The sequence below is a fragment of the Tropicimonas sediminicola genome, from assembly GCF_900188335.1.
Taxonomy (GTDB): domain Bacteria; phylum Pseudomonadota; class Alphaproteobacteria; order Rhodobacterales; family Rhodobacteraceae; genus Tropicimonas; species Tropicimonas sediminicola.
In genome coordinates this window covers 174,612-190,947 of the sequence record NZ_FZOY01000004.1, presented here as the reverse complement: position 1 = coordinate 190,947, position 16,336 = coordinate 174,612, and the positions used below count along the sequence as shown (strand labels likewise).

General features: G+C 66.8%; 19 protein-coding genes. 6 read left to right on the top strand and 13 right to left on the bottom strand.

The genetic code is table 11. The features are described from left to right. Nucleotides 1-85: 85 nt before the first annotated feature. From CHB86_RS11885 to lepB, 5 genes are all read right to left on the bottom strand, one after another. Complete coding sequence (locus CHB86_RS11885) at nt 86-412, bottom strand: DUF1491 family protein (RefSeq protein WP_089233274.1); 327 nt, start codon at nt 410-412, stop codon at nt 86-88. Beyond that, a complete protein-coding gene (gene era, locus CHB86_RS11880; RefSeq protein ID WP_089233273.1) occupies nt 409-1,317 on the bottom strand; it encodes a GTPase Era in 909 nt (302 codons plus the stop codon). The genes CHB86_RS11885 and era overlap by 4 nt, the downstream gene beginning before the upstream one ends. 93 nt (nt 1,318-1,410) lie before the next feature. Beyond that, a complete protein-coding gene (locus tag CHB86_RS11875) occupies nt 1,411-1,902 on the bottom strand; it encodes a bacterioferritin (RefSeq protein ID WP_089233272.1) in 492 nt (163 codons plus the stop codon). A gap of 112 nt (nt 1,903-2,014) precedes the next feature. Beyond that, complete coding sequence (gene rnc, locus CHB86_RS11870) at nt 2,015-2,695, bottom strand: ribonuclease III (RefSeq protein WP_089233271.1); 681 nt, start codon at nt 2,693-2,695, stop codon at nt 2,015-2,017. Next, the gene (gene lepB / locus CHB86_RS11865) at nt 2,692-3,468 is read right to left on the bottom strand and encodes a signal peptidase I (protein ID WP_089233270.1); all 777 of its coding nucleotides are present in this window, start codon (nt 3,466-3,468) and stop codon (nt 2,692-2,694) included. The genes rnc and lepB overlap by 4 nt, the downstream gene beginning before the upstream one ends. 255 nt (nt 3,469-3,723) lie before the next feature. On the opposite strand from lepB, the gene CHB86_RS11860 reads away from it, so the two are divergent. After that, nucleotides 3,724-4,503, top strand: coding sequence for a calcium-binding protein (locus CHB86_RS11860; RefSeq protein WP_141134888.1), 780 nt, complete (start codon nt 3,724-3,726; stop codon nt 4,501-4,503). Nucleotides 4,504-4,507: 4 nt separating this feature from the next. Here CHB86_RS11860 and acpS read toward each other — a convergent pair whose 3' ends face one another. Genes acpS through CHB86_RS11845 form a run of 3 tightly spaced genes read right to left on the bottom strand, consistent with a single transcriptional unit; the run spans nt 4,508 to nt 6,156 of the window. Further along, nucleotides 4,508-4,918, bottom strand: coding sequence for a holo-ACP synthase (gene acpS, locus CHB86_RS11855; protein ID WP_089233268.1), 411 nt, complete (start codon nt 4,916-4,918; stop codon nt 4,508-4,510). Then, nucleotides 4,919-5,386, bottom strand: a complete 468-nt coding sequence (locus CHB86_RS11850) for a nucleoside deaminase (RefSeq protein ID WP_089233267.1) — start codon at nt 5,384-5,386, stop codon at nt 4,919-4,921. It abuts the gene before it with no gap. Beyond that, complete coding sequence (locus CHB86_RS11845) at nt 5,383-6,156, bottom strand: pyridoxine 5'-phosphate synthase (RefSeq protein WP_089233266.1); 774 nt, start codon at nt 6,154-6,156, stop codon at nt 5,383-5,385. Before CHB86_RS11845 ends, CHB86_RS11850 begins: the two co-directional genes overlap by 4 nt. 134 nt (nt 6,157-6,290) lie before the next feature. Here CHB86_RS11845 and CHB86_RS11840 point away from each other — a divergent pair, with 134 nt between their 5' ends. The 4 genes from CHB86_RS11840 (at nt 6,291) to tuf (ending at nt 9,606) form a co-directional block, all read left to right on the top strand. Further along, nucleotides 6,291-6,842, top strand: coding sequence for a hypothetical protein (locus CHB86_RS11840; RefSeq protein ID WP_089233265.1), 552 nt, complete (start codon nt 6,291-6,293; stop codon nt 6,840-6,842). An 85-nt stretch (nt 6,843-6,927) separates the two neighbouring features. Next, nucleotides 6,928-7,575: a sulfotransferase family 2 domain-containing protein gene (locus tag CHB86_RS11835; RefSeq protein WP_089233264.1), complete on the top strand. Its 648-nt coding sequence runs from the start codon at nt 6,928-6,930 to the stop codon at nt 7,573-7,575. Between the two features lie 46 nt (nt 7,576-7,621). Next, nucleotides 7,622-8,269: a sulfotransferase family 2 domain-containing protein gene (locus tag CHB86_RS11830; RefSeq protein WP_141134887.1), complete on the top strand. Its 648-nt coding sequence runs from the start codon at nt 7,622-7,624 to the stop codon at nt 8,267-8,269. A 161-nt stretch (nt 8,270-8,430) separates the two neighbouring features. After that, nucleotides 8,431-9,606, top strand: coding sequence for an elongation factor Tu (tuf, locus tag CHB86_RS11825; RefSeq protein ID WP_089233262.1), 1,176 nt, complete (start codon nt 8,431-8,433; stop codon nt 9,604-9,606). Nucleotides 9,607-9,667: 61 nt separating this feature from the next. Here the strand turns inward: tuf and CHB86_RS11820 are convergent, their stop codons facing one another. The 5 genes from CHB86_RS11820 to CHB86_RS11800 all read right to left on the bottom strand — a co-directional run bounded on the left by CHB86_RS11820 (nt 9,668) and on the right by CHB86_RS11800 (nt 14,990). Further along, a complete protein-coding gene (locus tag CHB86_RS11820) occupies nt 9,668-10,864 on the bottom strand; it encodes a class I SAM-dependent methyltransferase (protein WP_089233261.1) in 1,197 nt (398 codons plus the stop codon). Nucleotides 10,865-11,043: 179 nt separating this feature from the next. Further along, nucleotides 11,044-11,841 (bottom strand): FAD binding domain-containing protein, encoded by a 798-nt coding sequence (locus tag CHB86_RS11815; protein ID WP_089233260.1) that lies wholly within the window; start codon nt 11,839-11,841, stop codon nt 11,044-11,046. Between the two features lie 13 nt (nt 11,842-11,854). Further along, nucleotides 11,855-14,215, bottom strand: coding sequence for a xanthine dehydrogenase family protein molybdopterin-binding subunit (locus CHB86_RS11810; protein WP_089233259.1), 2,361 nt, complete (start codon nt 14,213-14,215; stop codon nt 11,855-11,857). Between the two features lie 58 nt (nt 14,216-14,273). Further along, nucleotides 14,274-14,744: a (2Fe-2S)-binding protein gene (locus tag CHB86_RS11805; protein ID WP_089233258.1), complete on the bottom strand. Its 471-nt coding sequence runs from the start codon at nt 14,742-14,744 to the stop codon at nt 14,274-14,276. A 60-nt stretch (nt 14,745-14,804) separates the two neighbouring features. Then, the gene (locus CHB86_RS11800) at nt 14,805-14,990 is read right to left on the bottom strand and encodes a hypothetical protein (protein ID WP_089233257.1); all 186 of its coding nucleotides are present in this window, start codon (nt 14,988-14,990) and stop codon (nt 14,805-14,807) included. Nucleotides 14,991-15,282: 292 nt separating this feature from the next. On the opposite strand from CHB86_RS11800, the gene CHB86_RS11795 reads away from it, so the two are divergent. Beyond that, a complete protein-coding gene (locus tag CHB86_RS11795) occupies nt 15,283-16,287 on the top strand; it encodes a class I SAM-dependent methyltransferase (protein ID WP_089233256.1) in 1,005 nt (334 codons plus the stop codon). Nucleotides 16,288-16,336: the final 49 nt, after the last annotated feature.

Genomic DNA, 16,336 nt, shown 5'->3' with positions numbered 1-16,336 from the left:
GAGGGGCGGCGAGTCGTCTGCCCTCCACGCCCCGTTCGGGGTCTCTCCCCTGAGGGGCTTTAGGACAGGCGAAAGGGGGGGGGCGTCAGTCGAGACCGGGCTGGTCCAGCAGATGGCGGCCGTCGCGGCTTTCGACCTCGATCACCCAGAGATCGGGATCGGTCTTGCGCTGGCGCGCGATCAGGGCGTCGACCTCCGGCTCGGGACCTTCGGCCAGCACGTCCCACGGGCGGGTGCCGTCCATCGCCATGATGCGCTGGTAGAGCCGTGCGGTGCCGTCGAGCGGGCTGAGCTTGACCATGATCGCCCCGGCGGTGTCGTCGCCATGGGCCAGCACGTAGGCCGGGATGGTCTCGATCTGGAGGCGCATGAGGTAGGCCTGAACCCAGAGGCCCGAGGCCAGCCGGCTCACGAATTGCCGTCCTTGAAGTCGAGGCCCATCTCGGAATAGCGCTCTGCTTCCTCCAGCCAGTTGGGCCGGACCTTGACCTGCAGAAAGAGGTGGACCTTGCGGTCGAGAAATTCCTCGAGCTCGGCGCGGGCGGCCTGCGAGACGGCCTTGATCGTCTCGCCGCCCTTGCCCAGCACGATGCCCTTGTGGCCGTCGCGGGCGACGTAGATCACCTGGTCGATGCGGGCGGAGCCGTCCTTGCGCTCCTCCCAGTTCTCGGTCTCGACCGTGAGCTGGTAGGGCAGTTCCTGGTGCAGCCGCAGGGTCAACTTCTCGCGGGTCATCTCGGCCGCGATCATCCGCATCGGCAGGTCGGAGAGCTGGTCTTCAGGGTAGAGCCAGGGGCCCTCGGGCAGGGCGCCGGCGAGCCATTCGCGGAGGTCGTCGACGCCGTAGCCCTTTTCGGCCGAGATCAGGTAGGTCTCGACGAAGGGATAGGCCTCGTTCATCTCCTTGGTCAGGGCGAGCAGGGTCTCGGACTTGACCCGGTCGATCTTGTTGATCGCGAGCGCCACCGTCTGGCCGGAGCCGCGCTCCTTGAGAGCCTCCAGGATCGCCTTGACGCCCTCGGTCAGCCCGCGGTGCGCCTCGATCAGCAGGACCACGATGTCGGCGTCTGCCGCGCCGCCCCAGGCGGCTGCCACCATGGCGCGGTCAAGCCGGCGGCGCGGGCGGAACAGGCCCGGCGTGTCGACAAAGACGATCTGGCTCTCGCCTTCGAGCGCCACGCCGCGGATGCGGGCGCGGGTTGTCTGCACCTTGTGGGTGACAATGGAGACCTTCGCGCCCACCATGGCATTCAGCAGGGTGGACTTGCCCGCGTTGGGCTCTCCGATCAGGGCGACGAATCCGCAACGTGTGGACATGGCTTCAAACCTCCGGCTCAGAGCCGGGGTTTACGCCATCGGGCGTCCGGGCGCCAGCGGAACGGCAGGCGCGTCCCCGCCCGGCGTGTCGGATCAGGCTTCGGTGTCGCTTTCTTCGGCAAATGAGACCCACTTGGCGCTGTAGGCCTTCTCGCCGAGCCGCTTGATAAGGCTCAGCTGCAGGTCGAGCCAGGCCTTGTGGCCTTCCTCGTCCAGCACGATCTTCTCGAACAGCGTCCGGCTGCCGATATCGCCCACTTCGGCCGCCTGCATGGCGCCGCGGGCATAGACTTCGATGGCCTCCTGCTCGTCTTCGGCGTCCATCCGGAACATCTCTTCAAGGCTATCGGCCTTCTTCGGCTGCTTCTGGAAGCGGATTTCGGGCGTGCCGCCCAGGAACAGGATGCGCTCCATGAACAGGTCGGAATGGCCGATCTCCTCCTGCATCTCCTCGCGCATCTTGTCGGCGAGCAGGTTCAGCCCCCAGTCGTCCAGCACCTGGGCGTGGAGCTGGTACTGGTGACCGGCGGTCATCTCCATTTCGAGGGCGGTCTGCAGGTTCTTGAGGGTCTGATCGTTGGGCATCTGTCTCTCCTGGCTGAGGCTGCGCGGGTAGCTGCCTCGGAGATATATTGCGTATCCGAAATGCAGCAATTGGGCCGCGATGTCGCAGCGCTCTCGTACAGATGCGGCGGGGTCAGGCCTCGAGCCGCTCGAGGAGCGCGGTGGCGGCGGCCTGTTCGGCCTGGCGCTTTGAACCGGCTGTGGCGGTCGCCTCCTCGCCGTTCTCGAGGCGGGCGCTGATGGTGAAGGAAGGGGCGTGGTCCGGTCCGCTGCGCCGGGTCTCGACGTATTTCGGTGGCGCCATGCCGCGGGCCTGGGCCCATTCCTGCAGCGCGGTCTTGGAATCGCGTGCCTGGCTCTCGGCCGCCTCGATCCGCTCGCCCCAAAGGCGCAGCACGATCGGCTTTGCGGCGTCGAGGCCGGCGTCGAGATAGACCGCGGCGATCACCGCCTCCATCGCATCGCCGAGGAGCGCGTTCTTGCGGCGCCCGCCGGACATCATTTCGGATCGGCCGAGCTTCAGCGCCGCGCCGAGATCGATCTGGCGGGCGACGTCGGCGCAGGTCTCCTTGCGCACGAGCGCGTTGTAGCGCGGGGCGAGCTGGCCCTCGTCGGCGAGGCGGTCATGCAGGAAGAGCGCCTCGGCGATCACCAGGTTCAGCACCCGGTCCCCGAGGAACTCGAGCCGCTGATTGGACGGGCGGGTCTCGGAGGCAAGCGACGGATGGGTGAGGGCGCGCAGCAGCAGCTCGGGGCGCCGGAAACGATGCCCCAGACGATCCTGAAACGCTCTCAGTTCCGCCGAAAGCTTCACTCGATCCTCTTGAAGAAGCGGTCCGGGCGCCATGTCCAGACAAAGAACAGCGACTTGCCGGCGGAGGAGAACATGATCCGGTCGGCGCGGCCAATGAGGTTCTCGGCCGGAACCATGCCAACGCCGCGCGCGATCTGGTTGACCCGGCTGTCGGTGGAGTTGTCGCGGTTGTCGCCCATGAAGAAGTAATGGCCGTCGGGCACGGTGAAGATCGGGGTGTTGTCGTTCGGGCCGAGGCCGATGTCGAGGATCGAGTGGCTCGTGCCGTTCGGCAGGGTCTCGATGAAACGTTCCTTTTCGCAGGTGCCGCCCTGGCCGACGGGGTCGTTGGAGCAGCGCGGCAGAAGCTGCTGCGGACCCTGCGGGGCCATGTCCTCGATGAACAGCCCGTCCGGTTCCATTCCTACCGGCTCATCGTTGATGTGCAGCACGCCATCCTTCATCTGGATCCGGTCGCCGGGCAGGCCGATCAGCCGCTTGATGAAATCGGTGCCGTTGACCGGGTGGCGGAACACCACGACGTCGCCGCGCTCGGGCTCGGAACCCATCAGCCGGCCATCGATCGGGCAGAGGCCGAAGGGGCAGGAATACTGCGAATAGCCATAGGCCATCTTGTTGACGAACAGGAAATCGCCGATCAGCAGCGTGTCCTTCATCGAACCCGAGGGAATCCAGAACGGCTGGAAGAACAGCGTGCGGAAGACGCCGGCAATCACCAGGGCCCAGAAGACCGTCTTGATCGTTTCCCAGATGCCTTCGACCGCGTCGCCCATGCCTGTTCCCTGCCGTGCCTGCCTGCGCTCCTTGCGCAAGGCGCTTCATGGTCGGGGGCGGTGGGGGAGTCAAGCCGGTGGCGGGGCGGGCGGCGAGGATCGCCGTTTGACCGAAGTGGTGCGGCACGGCAAGTTGATCTGTGCGTGAGCCGATATTCATTCCCGAAGCAATGATTGGAACTTGAGATGTTTGAAGGCACCAAGGCCCGCTTGCAGGTATTCACACCTGACATGCAAACCCCTTCCAGCCGTCCCGTGACGTCGAGGATCGACGAGGATGCTGTCGAGTTCGACGATGTGTCCTTTCTCGACATCAACGGGGATCCGTATTTCGTCGTGGCCGCCCGCTTCGATCTGACGGGCACGACGGTCCACTACGAGACCTTGCAGGGCGGCGTCTTTGCCAATGTCGACGACGAGACCGGGTTCAACGGCTACAAGCTGACCATGACCGCCTTCGCGGAAGACGACCAGCTGTCGCTGCGCGGGGCAAGCCTCGTCGGCGGCACCAATTCGCTCGATCTTCCGGACGCGAATGTCGAAACCCGGGGCAACGCGATCTGGATCAACGTGGACGGGCTGTTCTTTTCGACGGGCGACGGGTTCAACCTGCGGCTGAACCTGAAATTCGACGGTGACGGAGGGCGGGACGTGTTCCTTGGCGGTGACGGCAAGGACCTCGTGCTGGGTCGCGGCGGCGCGGACGTTCTGGCCGGCGGCAACGGGCGGGACAGCATCAATGGTGGCAAGGGGTCCGACCTGATCGACGGCGGCGCGGGCCGGGACATGCTCACCGGCGGGGGCGGGGGCGACACCTTCGTCTTTTTCGTCTTTGGCGATTATCGCGGGCGCGACACGATCACCGATTTCGATGTCGCGCGCGACAGGCTGCTGGTCGCGGGCGAGGCGGAACGGTTCCGGGATCTCGATATCAGCAACACCAAGGCCGGAGCGCTGGTGACGGCGGGCGCCGGCAAGGTACTGCTGGAGGATGTGCGTGCGGGCGAGCTCGAGGCCGACATGTTCCTGTTCTGAACGGTCAGTCCCGTGCGGCCAGGGGTCTCGCCTCGATCACCACGAAGGCCTGCGCCCAGGGGTGATCGTCGGTGAGCGTGACATGGATGATCGCCTCGTGGCCCGGCGGCGTCATCTCGGCCAGCCGCTCGGCGGCCCAGCCGGTGACGGCCATGACCGGCTGGCCGGTCTCGAGGTTGGAAACGGCCATGTCCTTCCAGGCGATCCCCATGCGCAGCCCGGTGCCGAGCGCCTTGGAGCAAGCCTCCTTGGCCGCCCACCGCTTGGCGTAGGTGCCGGCGGTGTCGGCCCTCCGCTCCGCCTTGCGCTGTTCGATCTCGGTGAAGACGCGGTTGCGGAAGCGGTCGCCGAAACGGTCCAGCGTACCTTGGATCCGCTCGATATTGGCAAGGTCGGTGCCGATGCCGAGGATCATCTACTCGTCGCCCTCGGCGTAGAGGTCCAGCACCTCGGCTTCCAGCACCCCGCCGACCCATTCGAAGGCGCCCTTGTCCGCGCCTTCGAACTGCTCGATCGTCAGCTCGGGAAACACGAAATACTTGGCCGCGACACGCGGCTTGGTCGCGGCGAAGACGACCCTGCGGATACCCGCGAACCGCATCGCCGAGAGGCACATCTCGCAGGGCTGCAAGGTCGACAGCAAGGTGCAGCCCGACAGGTCCGGCGTGTCCAGCGCGGCGGTCGCGCGGGCCATGGCGACGACCTCGGCATGGCGGGTGATATCGTTGTCGAGATGGACCTGGTTGTCACCCCAGGCGATCACCACGCCCTCTTTCAGGACGGCCGCCGAAATCCCGGCCTTGCCATCCACGTCGCTTGCCTCGCGGGCGCGGTGGATGCATTCGGCCAGCGCACTGCGTTCTGCCTCCGTGACCGTGCTCATGCGGCGCTCGCGGGGCTGCGCGCCTCGTCCATCAGCCGGCGCATCTCCCGGATCGAGGCGTCCAGCCCGACAAAGATTGCCTCTCCGACGAGGAAATGCCCGATGTTGAGTTCCACCACCTCGGGGAAGGCCGCGACCGGCTTCACGGTGTCGTAGGTCAGGCCGTGGCCGGCGTGAACCTCGAGGCCGAGCGAATGGCCGAAGGCCGCCATCTCGCGCAACCGCTCCAGTTCGGCATCGCGCTCGTCAAAGCGCCCCTCGGAGTGGGCGTCGCAATAGGCGCCGGTGTGCAACTCGATCACCGCCGCGCCGATCCGGTGTGCGGCCTCGATCTGGCGCCGGTCGGCCGCGATGAAGATCGACACCCGGCAGCCGGCGTCGCGCAACGGGGCGATGAAATGGGCCAGACGGTTTTCGTCCTTGGCGACCTCGAGGCCGCCCTCGGTGGTGCGCTCCTCGCGCTTCTCGGGCACGATGCAGACGGCGTGCGGGCGGTGGCGCAGGGCGATGCGTTGCATCTCCTCGGTCGCGGCCATCTCGAAGTTGAGCGGCACCGAGAGGTTTGCAGCCAGCGCCTCGATGTCGGCGTCGCTGATGTGGCGGCGATCCTCGCGCAGGTGCGCCGTTATGCCGTCGCAACCCGCAGCCTCCGCGATCCTTGCGGCGCGCAGCGGGTCGGGAACGGCGCCGCCGCGGGCGTTTCGCACGGTGGCGACGTGGTCGATGTTCACACCCAGCCGCAGCCGGCCGACGAAATCCGCATCTTGCATCGCAAAACTCCCTGTTGCGCCGCAGACATAGACCCGACGGCAGGCCCGGGAAACCCCGAAGCGAAAATTGCGCGCGCGCCATGGCTCCGCTATGCCAGTGGGACCCTGCGACCAGAACCTGCACGGAGCCCTGGATGACACGACTGACGCGCCGCCTCTTCGCACTCGCCGCTGCCGCGGCGCTCGCCGGTTGCGCCAGCAGCACCGAAACCGCCACCCAGGCCGAACGCATTCCCCTCGGCGAGTTCAAGCTCGGCCACATCGTCGTGGTCGCCGACAACGTCAAGCAGGTTCAGCCCTCGCGCAACGTGTCGGTGGAAGAATGGGAAAGCGCCTACCGGGACGCGCTGGATGCGCGGTTCAGCGGCTACACCGGGGACCAGTTCTACCACATCGCCGTGAACATCCTTGGCTACTCGGTCGCCGTGCCTGGCGTGCCGGTGGTGCTGGCGCCGAAGTCGGCGATGATTATCGAGGCCTCGATCTGGGATGACGAGGCCGGCGGCAAGATCAATGCCGAGCCGAAGCAGTTCACCGTGTTCGAGTCCTTCGACGAGGAGTTCGTCGTCGGCTCCGGCCTCACGAAGTCCCGTGACGAACAGGTCGCCGCTCTCGCCGCCAATGGCGCGAGGCAGATCGAGGAGTGGATGCGCGACAATCCGGAGTGGTTCGCGCGAAAGAATTGATCTTGGTTCAATTCTCTGAAAGTCCTGCGGCCAAACCCTCCCCCGGATACGAGGGGCTGGACACGTTTCCTAGGAGTTCCCGGGCATGACCCTCTACCTCAAGAAGCACAAACTGACTTATGTCAGCGTGCCCAAATGCGCTTGCACGTCCTTGAAGCAGTTCTTCTTCGAGGTTCACAATGGCTTTGAGTTCAAGGCATTTGACATTAACGGGCAGGCCTACGGAATTCACAAGCTCGCAAGGAGCATACCGTTCGAGGATCTCGACCGGAAAATGACCCGGCGCAATCGCACGATCACGGTGGTGCGGGAGCCTGTCGGGCGGCTTGTGTCGTGCTACGCGAACAAGGTCATCGATGCGCGGCTTCTCGAGAAGCCGAAGGCCGCGCAGTTCCTGGAGCAGCGGGGCTTGACCACGACGCCCACGATCCAGGAGTTCGTGCGCGACCTGCCCGCATACCAGGAATCCTCCTATACGCTCCTGCACCACTCGAGGCCGCTGTCCTATTTCCTGGGGCGCGACCCGGCCTTTTTCGACAAGATCTTCCCGCTGCGGGAGCTGTCCACGCTGGTCGAATACGTGGCAGACATGGTGGGCGAAGCTCCCAGCCTGCCGCACACCCAGAAGAGCACGAGCTCGGATGTGTCCAAGCAACTCACGGAAGAGGACCGCGCGCGGATCGAGGAGATCTACGCCGAGGACCGGGAGATTTTCGGCCAGTGGATGAAGTAGGCGACCACGCGGGCTCTGCCCGGCGCCGTCCGGGGCTTTGCGCGCGATGACGGTTCATCTCTACCAGCACGGGTTCAGCTATATCAGCGTGCCGAAGTGCTCCAGCACCTCCCTCAAGTTCCTGTTCTTCGAGATCGAGAACGGACGGCCGTTCGAGCCCTACACCGAGAACGGCACGCATTGGCACATCCACAACGCGGCCTACCCCTTCGTGCCTTTCGAGAAGTTGCCGCATGACCGGATCGCGGGGCATCGCCGGGTCTGCGTGGTGCGCGAACCGGTCTCGCGGCTCCTGTCGTGCTACGCCAACCGGGTCGTGGCGCGCGGAGACCTGAACACGCTCGACCTCTCGCCCGAGCAGCGCGACCGCGGCGTGGTGGAGGCCCCCGACATCGGCACCTTCATCCGGTTCCTGCCGGAATACCGCGCGCTGTCCGGGGTCGTGGCGCATCACTGCGAGCCGCTCAGCCATTTCCTCGGGCGCGACCCCGCCTATTTCGACCGGATCTACAACACCGGGCAGGTGGAGGACTTCGTCGCGGATCTGGCAGAGGCCATCGGCCCGGTGCCCGAGGTCGGCCGCCGCACCACCAGCCGGTCGCGTTCCTTCGCTGGCGACCTCACCCCACAGGATCGTGCACGGATCCACGAACTCTTTGCCGAGGACCTCGAGATCTTCGGCGCCTACATGTGAGATCGGCGGGGCGTCCGGAGCGCGCGGCGCCCGGACCGGCCCCGCGATGCGCCGTTTCGGCCCGGAAGTTTGGAAGGCGCTTGATTTCCGGCGCCAATCGACATACTTCGCGCGCGATGTGCAACGGGCCGAAGGTAGCCCCCAACTCACGAGGCGCCATCATGGCAAAGGAAAAGTTTCAGCGTAACAAACCGCATGTGAACGTCGGCACGATCGGTCACGTTGACCACGGCAAGACGACGCTGACGGCTGCGATTACGAAATACTTCGGCGACTTCAAGGCCTACGACCAGATCGACGGCGCGCCTGAAGAGAAGGCCCGCGGCATCACGATCTCGACGGCGCACGTCGAGTACGAATCCGACGCGCGTCACTACGCGCACGTCGACTGCCCCGGCCACGCGGACTACGTGAAGAACATGATCACCGGTGCCGCCCAGATGGACGGCGCGATCCTGGTGTGTTCGGCCGCCGACGGCCCGATGCCGCAGACCCGCGAGCACATCCTGCTGGCCCGCCAGGTCGGCGTGCCTGCGCTGGTGGTGTACATGAACAAGGTCGACCAGGTCGATGACGAGGAGCTGCTGGAGCTCGTCGAGATGGAGATCCGCGAGCTGCTCTCCTCCTACGACTTCCCGGGCGACGACATCCCGATCATCAAGGGCTCGGCCCTGGCCGCGATGGAAGGCAACAACCCGGAGATCGGCGAGAACTCGATCCGCGAGCTGATCGCCGCGGTCGACGAGTACATCCCGACCCCGGACCGTCCGGTCGACCAGCCGTTCCTGATGCCGATCGAGGACGTGTTCTCGATCTCCGGCCGCGGCACGGTCGTGACCGGCCGTGTGGAGCGCGGCGTGATCAACGTGGGCGACGAGATCGAGATCGTCGGCATCCGCGACACCAAGAAGACGACCTGCACCGGCGTCGAGATGTTCCGCAAGCTGCTGGACCGCGGTGAAGCCGGCGACAACATCGGCGCGCTGCTGCGCGGCGTCGACCGTGAAGGCGTCGAGCGTGGCCAGGTTCTCTGCAAGCCGGGCTCGGTGACCCCGCACACCAAGTTCGAGGCCGAGGCCTACATCCTGACCAAGGAAGAGGGTGGCCGTCACACGCCGTTCTTCGCCAACTACCGCCCGCAGTTCTACTTCCGTACGACGGACGTGACCGGGACGGTGACGCTGGCCGAAGGCACCGAGATGGTGATGCCGGGCGACAACGTGTCGTTCACCGTGGAGCTGATCGCCCCGATCGCGATGGAAGAGAAGCTCCGCTTCGCCATCCGCGAAGGCGGCCGCACCGTCGGCGCCGGCGTCGTCTCCAAGATCATCGAGTAATCACTCTCGAGATCGGAAGAATGGGGGCCGTCCTTCGGGGCGGCCCTTTTTCGTTTCCGGATCAGCGGTAAAGATAGTCCCGCGTCAGCGGCACGGCGTCCTGCCGGCGCGCGAGCTGGAGCTGGAACACAACCTGGTTGTAGTGGCGGAAGGACATCTCGGAGGCCACGAGATAATAGCGCCACATCCGGCAGAACCGCTCGTCGAACATCTCGCGCACCGCGTCGATATTGGCCTCGAAACGCTCCCGCCATTTCAGCAGCGTCTCGGCATAATGCAGGCGCCAGACCTCCACATCGGTGGTCCAGAGCCGCTCCCTTTCCACAGCCGCCATCACCTCGGACAGCGCGGGCACGTAGCCGCCGGGGAAGATGTACTTGGTGATCCAGGGGCTGGTCGATCCGGGCGGCGTGTAGCGCCCGATGGTGTGGATCAGCGCCACCCCTTCCTCGGTCAGACGGTCCCGCACATGGGAGAAGTACTCTCGGTAATGTGGCACGCCCACGTGCTCGAACATGCCGACCGAGACGACCCGGTCGAAGCTGCCGGTCACGGTCCGGTAGTCGGCTAGCCGCAGCTCGATCCGCTCAGCAAGCCCCGCCTCCTGCACCCGCCGGCTCGCGACCCGGTGCTGCTCTTCCGACAGCGTCACGCCGAGCACCCGCGCGCCGTGGTCGCGCGCTAGCGTCAGCGCCATGCCGCCCCAGCCGCAGCCGATGTCGAAGACCCGCATGTCCGGCTCGAGGCGGAGCTTGGCGGCGATATGGGCCTTCTTCTGCGCCTGCGCCGTTTCCAGCGTGTCGTCGGGGTGTCTGAAATAGGCGCAGGAATAGTTGAGGTCCGCGTCGAGGAAGAGATCGTAAAGCGCCTGCGAGATGTCGTAGTGATGCGCCACGTTGGCCTGGGCGCGGGGCAGGGGGTTGGTCTGTGCCGCCCGGCGCAGCATCTGCCGCAGCGCGAGGTTGGCCTGGATCGCCGGGATCGTCCGGCCGTCTCCCCGGTTCATCAGCAGCAGCTCCATGAAGCCCGGCAGGTCGTCCCCCTCGATCGTCAGACGGCCGTCCATGTAGGCCTCTCCCAGGGCGAGATCCGGGTTCCGGAGCAGCTTCTGCGCCAGGTCCGGATCCTTCAGGTGCACGGTGACCTGCGGCGCGTCACCCGCGCCATAGGTGCGCGCGCTGCCTTCCGCATCCACGACCGTGAGCGTGCCGGTGCCCACGAGACGGCGCAGGGATGTATCGAGTACCCGGTTCCACATCGCATGCCTGCCCGCGCCGCCGGGCGTGGGCTCGTCAAGAATCTCGTTTGATACCAGCAGTCTGCCGCATAAGCGGCTTTCTGTCGAGGCAGCGGCCGGAATGGCTGCCGGGGAGGCGCAATGGAAAGGAGCCGGCCCGTGGCCGGGCCGGCTCCCTCATTCCGTGTGATCGGGACGGGTCAGGCCGAGGCGAGGACCGCCCGTTTCGCCATCACCTTGACCAGGTTGGCCCGGTAGGTGGCGTCGCCGTGCAGGTCGGTAAGAAGCCCGTCCGGGCTGACCGGGACCCCGTCCACCGCCTCGGGCGAGAAGCTGGCCGAGAGCGCCGCCTCCAGCCCGTCGTGGCGGAACACCCCGTCCTCGCCCGCGCCGGTGACGGCGACGCGCACACCGCCATTTGTCTTCGCCACAAAGACGCCGACCATGGCGTAGCGCGAGGCCGGGTTGGGGAACTTGGAATACCCCGCCGCCTCGCAGGCCGGGAAGCGGACCGCGGTGATGATCTCGCTCTCCTCCAACGTCGTCGCGAACATGCCGTCGAAGAACTCGTCGGCCGCGATCTCCCGCTGGTTGGTGACAATCGTGGCGCCAAGGGCGAGCACCGCCGCCGGATAATCCGCCGCCGGGTCGTTGTTGGCGAGCGAGCCGCCGATCGTGCCGGCATGGCGCACCGCCGGATCGCCGATCCCGGCGGCAAGGCAGGCGAGCGCCGGGCAAGCGGCCGCGACCACGGCGCTTCCGGCCACCTCGGCATGGGTCGTGGTGGCGCCGATCACCAGCGTGCCGCTGTCGTCGGAGATCCCGTGCAGGGCCGCGATCCCGCGGATGTCGACCACGTCGGTCGGGGCCGCGAGGTGGTTCTTCATCGTCGGCAGCAGCGTGTGCCCTCCGGCGATGATCTTGCCTTCCTCGGACCCCTGCAGCATGGCGACAGCGGTCTCGAGCGTTTCGGGCTTGTGGTAGGTCGTCGGATACATCTCGTCTCCTCCCTTACTCGGCCGCCATGGGCGATTTGGCCGCCTGGATGGCACGCCAGACCGCCTGCGGGGTTGCGGGCATCTGCAGGTCGTTGGTGCCGATGGCATCGGTGATGGCGTTGATCACCGCCGGCGGCGAGCCGATGGCGCCGGCCTCGCCGCAGCCCTTGATGCCGAGCGGGTTGTTCGGACAGACCGTCGTGTTGTGCTCAAGCGTATAGCTCGGCAGGTCGTCCGCGCGCGGCATGCAATAGTCCATGTAGGACCCGGTCAGGAGCTGCCCGTCGGCGTCGTAGCTGACGTTCTCCAGCATCGCCTGGCCCACGCCCTGCGCGATGCCGCCGTGCACCTGCCCCTCGACGATCATCGGGTTGATGATCGTGCCGAAATCGTCGGCGGCGGTAAACTGCACGATCTTTGTGACGCCGGTCTCCGGGTCCACCTCGACCTCGGCAATGTAGACACCGGCGGGGAAGGTGAAGTTCACCGGGTCGTAGAAGGCGCCCTCCTTGAGGCCCGGCTCCATGCCGTCGGGAAGGTTGTGCGCGGTGTAGGCGGCAAGTCCGACCTCGTGCCACAACATCTGCTTGTCAGTGCCGGCGACCTTGACCGCGCCGCCCTCGATGACGATGTCGTCCTCGCTGGCTTCCAGCGTGTGGGCGGCGATCTTCTTCACCTTGGCCTCGACCTTGTCCATCGCCTTGACGATGGCCGACATGCCGACAGCGCCCGAACGCGAGCCGTAGGTGCCCATGCCGAACTGCACCTTGTCGGTGTCGCCATGTACGACCTGCACATTGTCGATCGGGATGCCGAAGCGGTCGGCGACGATCTGGGCAAAGGTCGTCTCGTGGCCCTGGCCGTGGCTGTGCGAACCGGTGAGGATCTCGACCGTGCCGACGGGGTTCACCCGGACCTCGGCCGATTCCCAGAGCCCCACACCGGCCCCGAGCGAGCCGACCGCCTGCGACGGCGCGATCCCGCAGGCCTCGATATAGGCCGAGTATCCCAGCCCCCGGAGCTTGCCGCGCGCGGCGGCCTCCGCCTTCCGCGCCGCGAAGCCCGCGACGTCGGCCGCGGCCATCGCCTTGTCGAGGTTGCCGCCGAAATCGCCGGCGTCGTAGGTCATGATGACCGGCGTCTCATGCGGGAACTGGGTGATGAAGTTGGCCCGCCGCAGCTCCGCGGGATCCTTGCCCATCTCCCGAGCGGCCGTCTCCATCATCCGTTCGATCAGGTAGCACGCTTCCGGCCGTCCCGCGCCGCGGTAGGCGTCGACCGGCACGGTGTTGGTATAGACCGCCCGCACGTTGCAGTGGATGTTGGAGATATTGTACTGCCCCGACAGCAGGGTGGCGTAGAGATAGGTCGGCACCGCGCTGGAAAAGAGCGACATGTAGGCGCCGAAGTTGGCGATCGTGTCGACCTTGAAGCCGGTGATCCTGCCGTTCGCATCGAAGCCCATTTTCGCCGTGCTGACGTGATCGCGCCCGTGGGCGTCGGTCAGGAAGGCTTCCGAGCGGTCCGAGGTCCACTTGACCGAACGGCCGGTCTTCATCGAGGCCCAGAGGCAGGTGATCTCCTCGGGGTAGATGTAGATCTTGGATCCGAAGCCGCCGCCCACGTCGGGCGCGATGACCCGCAGCTTGTGCTCGGGCGCGACGTTGTAGAAGGCCGAGAGCACCAGCCGCGCCACATGCGGGTTCTGGCTGGTGGTATAGAGCGTGTAATGCTCTTCCGCCTCGTCATAGATGGCCACGGCGGAGCGGGGCTCCATCGGGTTGGGCGAGAGGCGGTTGTTGGTGATCTCCATTTCGGTGACATGGGCCGAACCGGCAAGCGCCGCGTCGGTCGCGGCGGCGTCGCCGATCTCCCAGTCGTAGATCAGGTTGCCGGGCGCGTTGTCGTGGATCTGCGCCGCGCCATCGGCCAGCGCATCGCGGGTCGAGACCAGCACGGGCAGTTCCTCGTACTCGACCTCCACGGCCTCCGCGGCCAGGCGCGCCTGCGACTGGCTGTCGGCGATGACCACCGCCACCGCGTCGCCCACATAACGCACCTTCTCCGTCGCCAGCGCCGACCACGCGCCCATGTTCATCGGGCTGCCGTCCTTGCTGGTGATCGCCCAGCCGCAGATGATGTTGCCGATGCCATCCCCGGTCAGCTGCTGGCCGTTCAGCACGGCGACGACGCCCTCCATCGCCTCCGCCGCCGAGGTGTCGATGCCCAGCACCCGGGCGTGGGCGTGGGGGCTGCGGACGAAGGCCGCGTAGGCCTGGTTCTCCATCCGGATGTCGTCGGTGTACTTGCCCTTGCCGGTGATGAAGCGCTTGTCTTCCTTGCGCTTGACGCGCGCGCCGATTCCTTCGCTCATGGAATTCCTCCCTGGATTCAGTGTCTGCCGCGTGAGCCATGCCCCGCGGGCCGGCCGCTCACATCTTGGCGGCGGCGTCCTGAATGGATTTCACGATGTTGTGGTAGCCGGTGCAGCGGCAGATATTGCCTTCCAGCTCGTGGCGGATCGCCTCCTCGGTCAGTTCCCGGCCCGCCGCCTTGTAGCGGTTCACCATGTCGACCCCGGTCATGATCATGCCCGGCGTGCAGAAGCCGCACTGGAGCCCGTGATTGTCGTTGAAGGCGGTCTGCATCGGGTGCAGGCTGCCGTTGGCCAGCCCCTCGACCGTCGTCACCTCGCCCCCGGAAATCGCGGCGGCGAGCACCGTGCAACTCTTCATCGCCTTCCCGTTGACATGCACCACGCAGGCCCCGCACTGGCTGGTGTCGCAGCCCACGTGGGTGCCGGTGAGGCGTAGAGTCTCCCGCAGGAATTCGGAGAGCAGGGTGGTGTCGGGCACGTCGCGGCTGACCGCGCGCCCGTTCACCGTGAGTTTCACGTTCGCCATTCTTGTCCTCCCTGGCCGATGCGGGCTCTTTCCCCGCATCCGTTCAATGTCGATGCCGCGTCAGCTGCGCCCCGCTTTGCGGGTGGTGGCCGTCTGACGGGCGCTGAAATCGTCGAAGCAAAAGGTCGCGCGGGTCCCTGAAATGTCTTTGGCGTCTCGGTTCTTGCGCCACACCGGCCCCACTTGGGCCCGGGCGCGCGGCAGATCCGCCATCTCGTCCAACCGGGTTCCGGCGTCGCCGGCCACCTCCCTCCCCGCAGGTTCCTCCTCCTGTCCGCCCGGGAAAGATTACTGCCGAAGTGCCACAAAGCAACCGTTTTGACGCCAGTAAACCATTCGAATCATTTGCGTTTGCAGCATTCGAACGCTGCGGCGCAGCGACGCCCGGCGTGCCGGTCCGGGCAGGCTGCCGCGCGCGCAGCGCGCGGCCGGGCCCAACGGGCCGGACGTCATCTCCGATGACGTGCGGGCCGGCGGGAGCCCATCGGCGCATTTTTCGCGTGACGCGGCTTGCCGGGCAGGCTAGAACCTGCCGCCCATGTCCGATAGCCGCCTCAGCCTCGCGCTCCAGTCCGGAGCCATCCACCTGCCGCCCTCCGGGACGATTGCCGTGTTCCGCCCGCGCGAGACCGCCGATCTCTCGGCGCTGCCGCGGGAACGGGTGCAGATCGTGCAGGGCAGCCGTCCGGACCACGACGCCTGGCTGCAACGCGGCTACCGGGTCGGAACCGCCGCGCCCGAGGATTTCGCCGCCGCCCTCGTGATGGTGCCGCGCGCCAAGGCCGAGGCCCGGGCGCTGGTGGCCCGCGCGAGCGCGCAGGGCGGCTCGGTGATCGTCGACGGGCAGAAGACCGACGGCATCGATTCCCTGCTGCGCGAGATCCGCGCCCGGGCCGAGGTCTCGGCGCCCTTCGCCAAGGCCCATGGAAAGGTGTTCCAGTTCCAGGCCGCCCCCGGCACCTTCGCCGACTGGGACCTGCCGCTGGTCCAGACCCTGCCGAGCGGATGGGTCACCGCGCCCGGCGTCTTTTCCGCCGACGGGCCGGATCCGGCCTCCGTCGCGCTGGCCGAGGCGCTGCCCGAGAAGCTGCCCGGCCGCGTGGCCGACCTCGGCGCCGGCTGGGGTTATCTCGCCTTCCACGTCCTCGAGCGGCGCGGCGTCACCGAATGCGCCCTGGTCGAGGCGGAGCACGCCGCCCTCGAAGCCGCCCGCATGAACATTCGTGACGAGCGCGCGCAGTTTCACTGGGCCGATGCCACCACCTGGACCGACGCCGGGGCGTTCGACCACGTCGTGATGAACCCGCCGTTCCACAAGGGCCGCGAGGCCGACCCCTCCCTCGGCGCGGCCTTCATCGCCAGCGCCGCCCGGTTGCTCGCGCCCCATGGCACGCTCTGGATGGTCGCCAACCGACATCTTCCCTACGAGGCGCCGCTGCAGGCCGCCTTCCGCGAGACCCGGGAGCTTGCCGGGCCGCCGTCCTTCAAGCTTTTCGCCGCGCGCCGCCCGCAGGGGCAATCCGCCACGCGCTCGCGGCGCTGACTTCGGCTAACATCCCCCCACGCCCCCGAGGCAAGGACCACCAGGACTT

What these genes read in the sequence shown, in the direction of transcription:
- era (WP_089233273.1), bottom strand. Translation starts at nt 1,317, where the DNA reads ATGTCCACACGTTGCGGATTCGTCGCCCTGATCGGAGAGCCCAACGCG.
- CHB86_RS11875 (WP_089233272.1), bottom strand. Translation starts at nt 1,902, where the DNA reads ATGCCCAACGATCAGACCCTCAAGAACCTGCAGACCGCCCTCGAAATG.
- lepB (WP_089233270.1), bottom strand. Translation starts at nt 3,468, where the DNA reads ATGGGCGACGCGGTCGAAGGCATCTGGGAAACGATCAAGACGGTCTTC.
- acpS (WP_089233268.1), bottom strand. Translation starts at nt 4,918, where the DNA reads ATGATCCTCGGCATCGGCACCGACCTTGCCAATATCGAGCGGATCCAA.
- CHB86_RS11850 (WP_089233267.1), bottom strand. Translation starts at nt 5,386, where the DNA reads ATGAGCACGGTCACGGAGGCAGAACGCAGTGCGCTGGCCGAATGCATC.
- CHB86_RS11845 (WP_089233266.1), bottom strand. Translation starts at nt 6,156, where the DNA reads ATGCAAGATGCGGATTTCGTCGGCCGGCTGCGGCTGGGTGTGAACATC.
- CHB86_RS11840 (WP_089233265.1), top strand. Translation starts at nt 6,291, where the DNA reads ATGACACGACTGACGCGCCGCCTCTTCGCACTCGCCGCTGCCGCGGCG.
- CHB86_RS11835 (WP_089233264.1), top strand. Translation starts at nt 6,928, where the DNA reads ATGACCCTCTACCTCAAGAAGCACAAACTGACTTATGTCAGCGTGCCC.
- CHB86_RS11830 (WP_141134887.1), top strand. Translation starts at nt 7,622, where the DNA reads ATGACGGTTCATCTCTACCAGCACGGGTTCAGCTATATCAGCGTGCCG.
- tuf (WP_089233262.1), top strand. Translation starts at nt 8,431, where the DNA reads ATGGCAAAGGAAAAGTTTCAGCGTAACAAACCGCATGTGAACGTCGGC.
- CHB86_RS11820 (WP_089233261.1), bottom strand. Translation starts at nt 10,864, where the DNA reads ATGTGGAACCGGGTACTCGATACATCCCTGCGCCGTCTCGTGGGCACC.
- CHB86_RS11815 (WP_089233260.1), bottom strand. Translation starts at nt 11,841, where the DNA reads ATGTATCCGACGACCTACCACAAGCCCGAAACGCTCGAGACCGCTGTC.
- CHB86_RS11810 (WP_089233259.1), bottom strand. Translation starts at nt 14,215, where the DNA reads ATGAGCGAAGGAATCGGCGCGCGCGTCAAGCGCAAGGAAGACAAGCGC.
- CHB86_RS11805 (WP_089233258.1), bottom strand. Translation starts at nt 14,744, where the DNA reads ATGGCGAACGTGAAACTCACGGTGAACGGGCGCGCGGTCAGCCGCGAC.
- CHB86_RS11795 (WP_089233256.1), top strand. Translation starts at nt 15,283, where the DNA reads ATGTCCGATAGCCGCCTCAGCCTCGCGCTCCAGTCCGGAGCCATCCAC.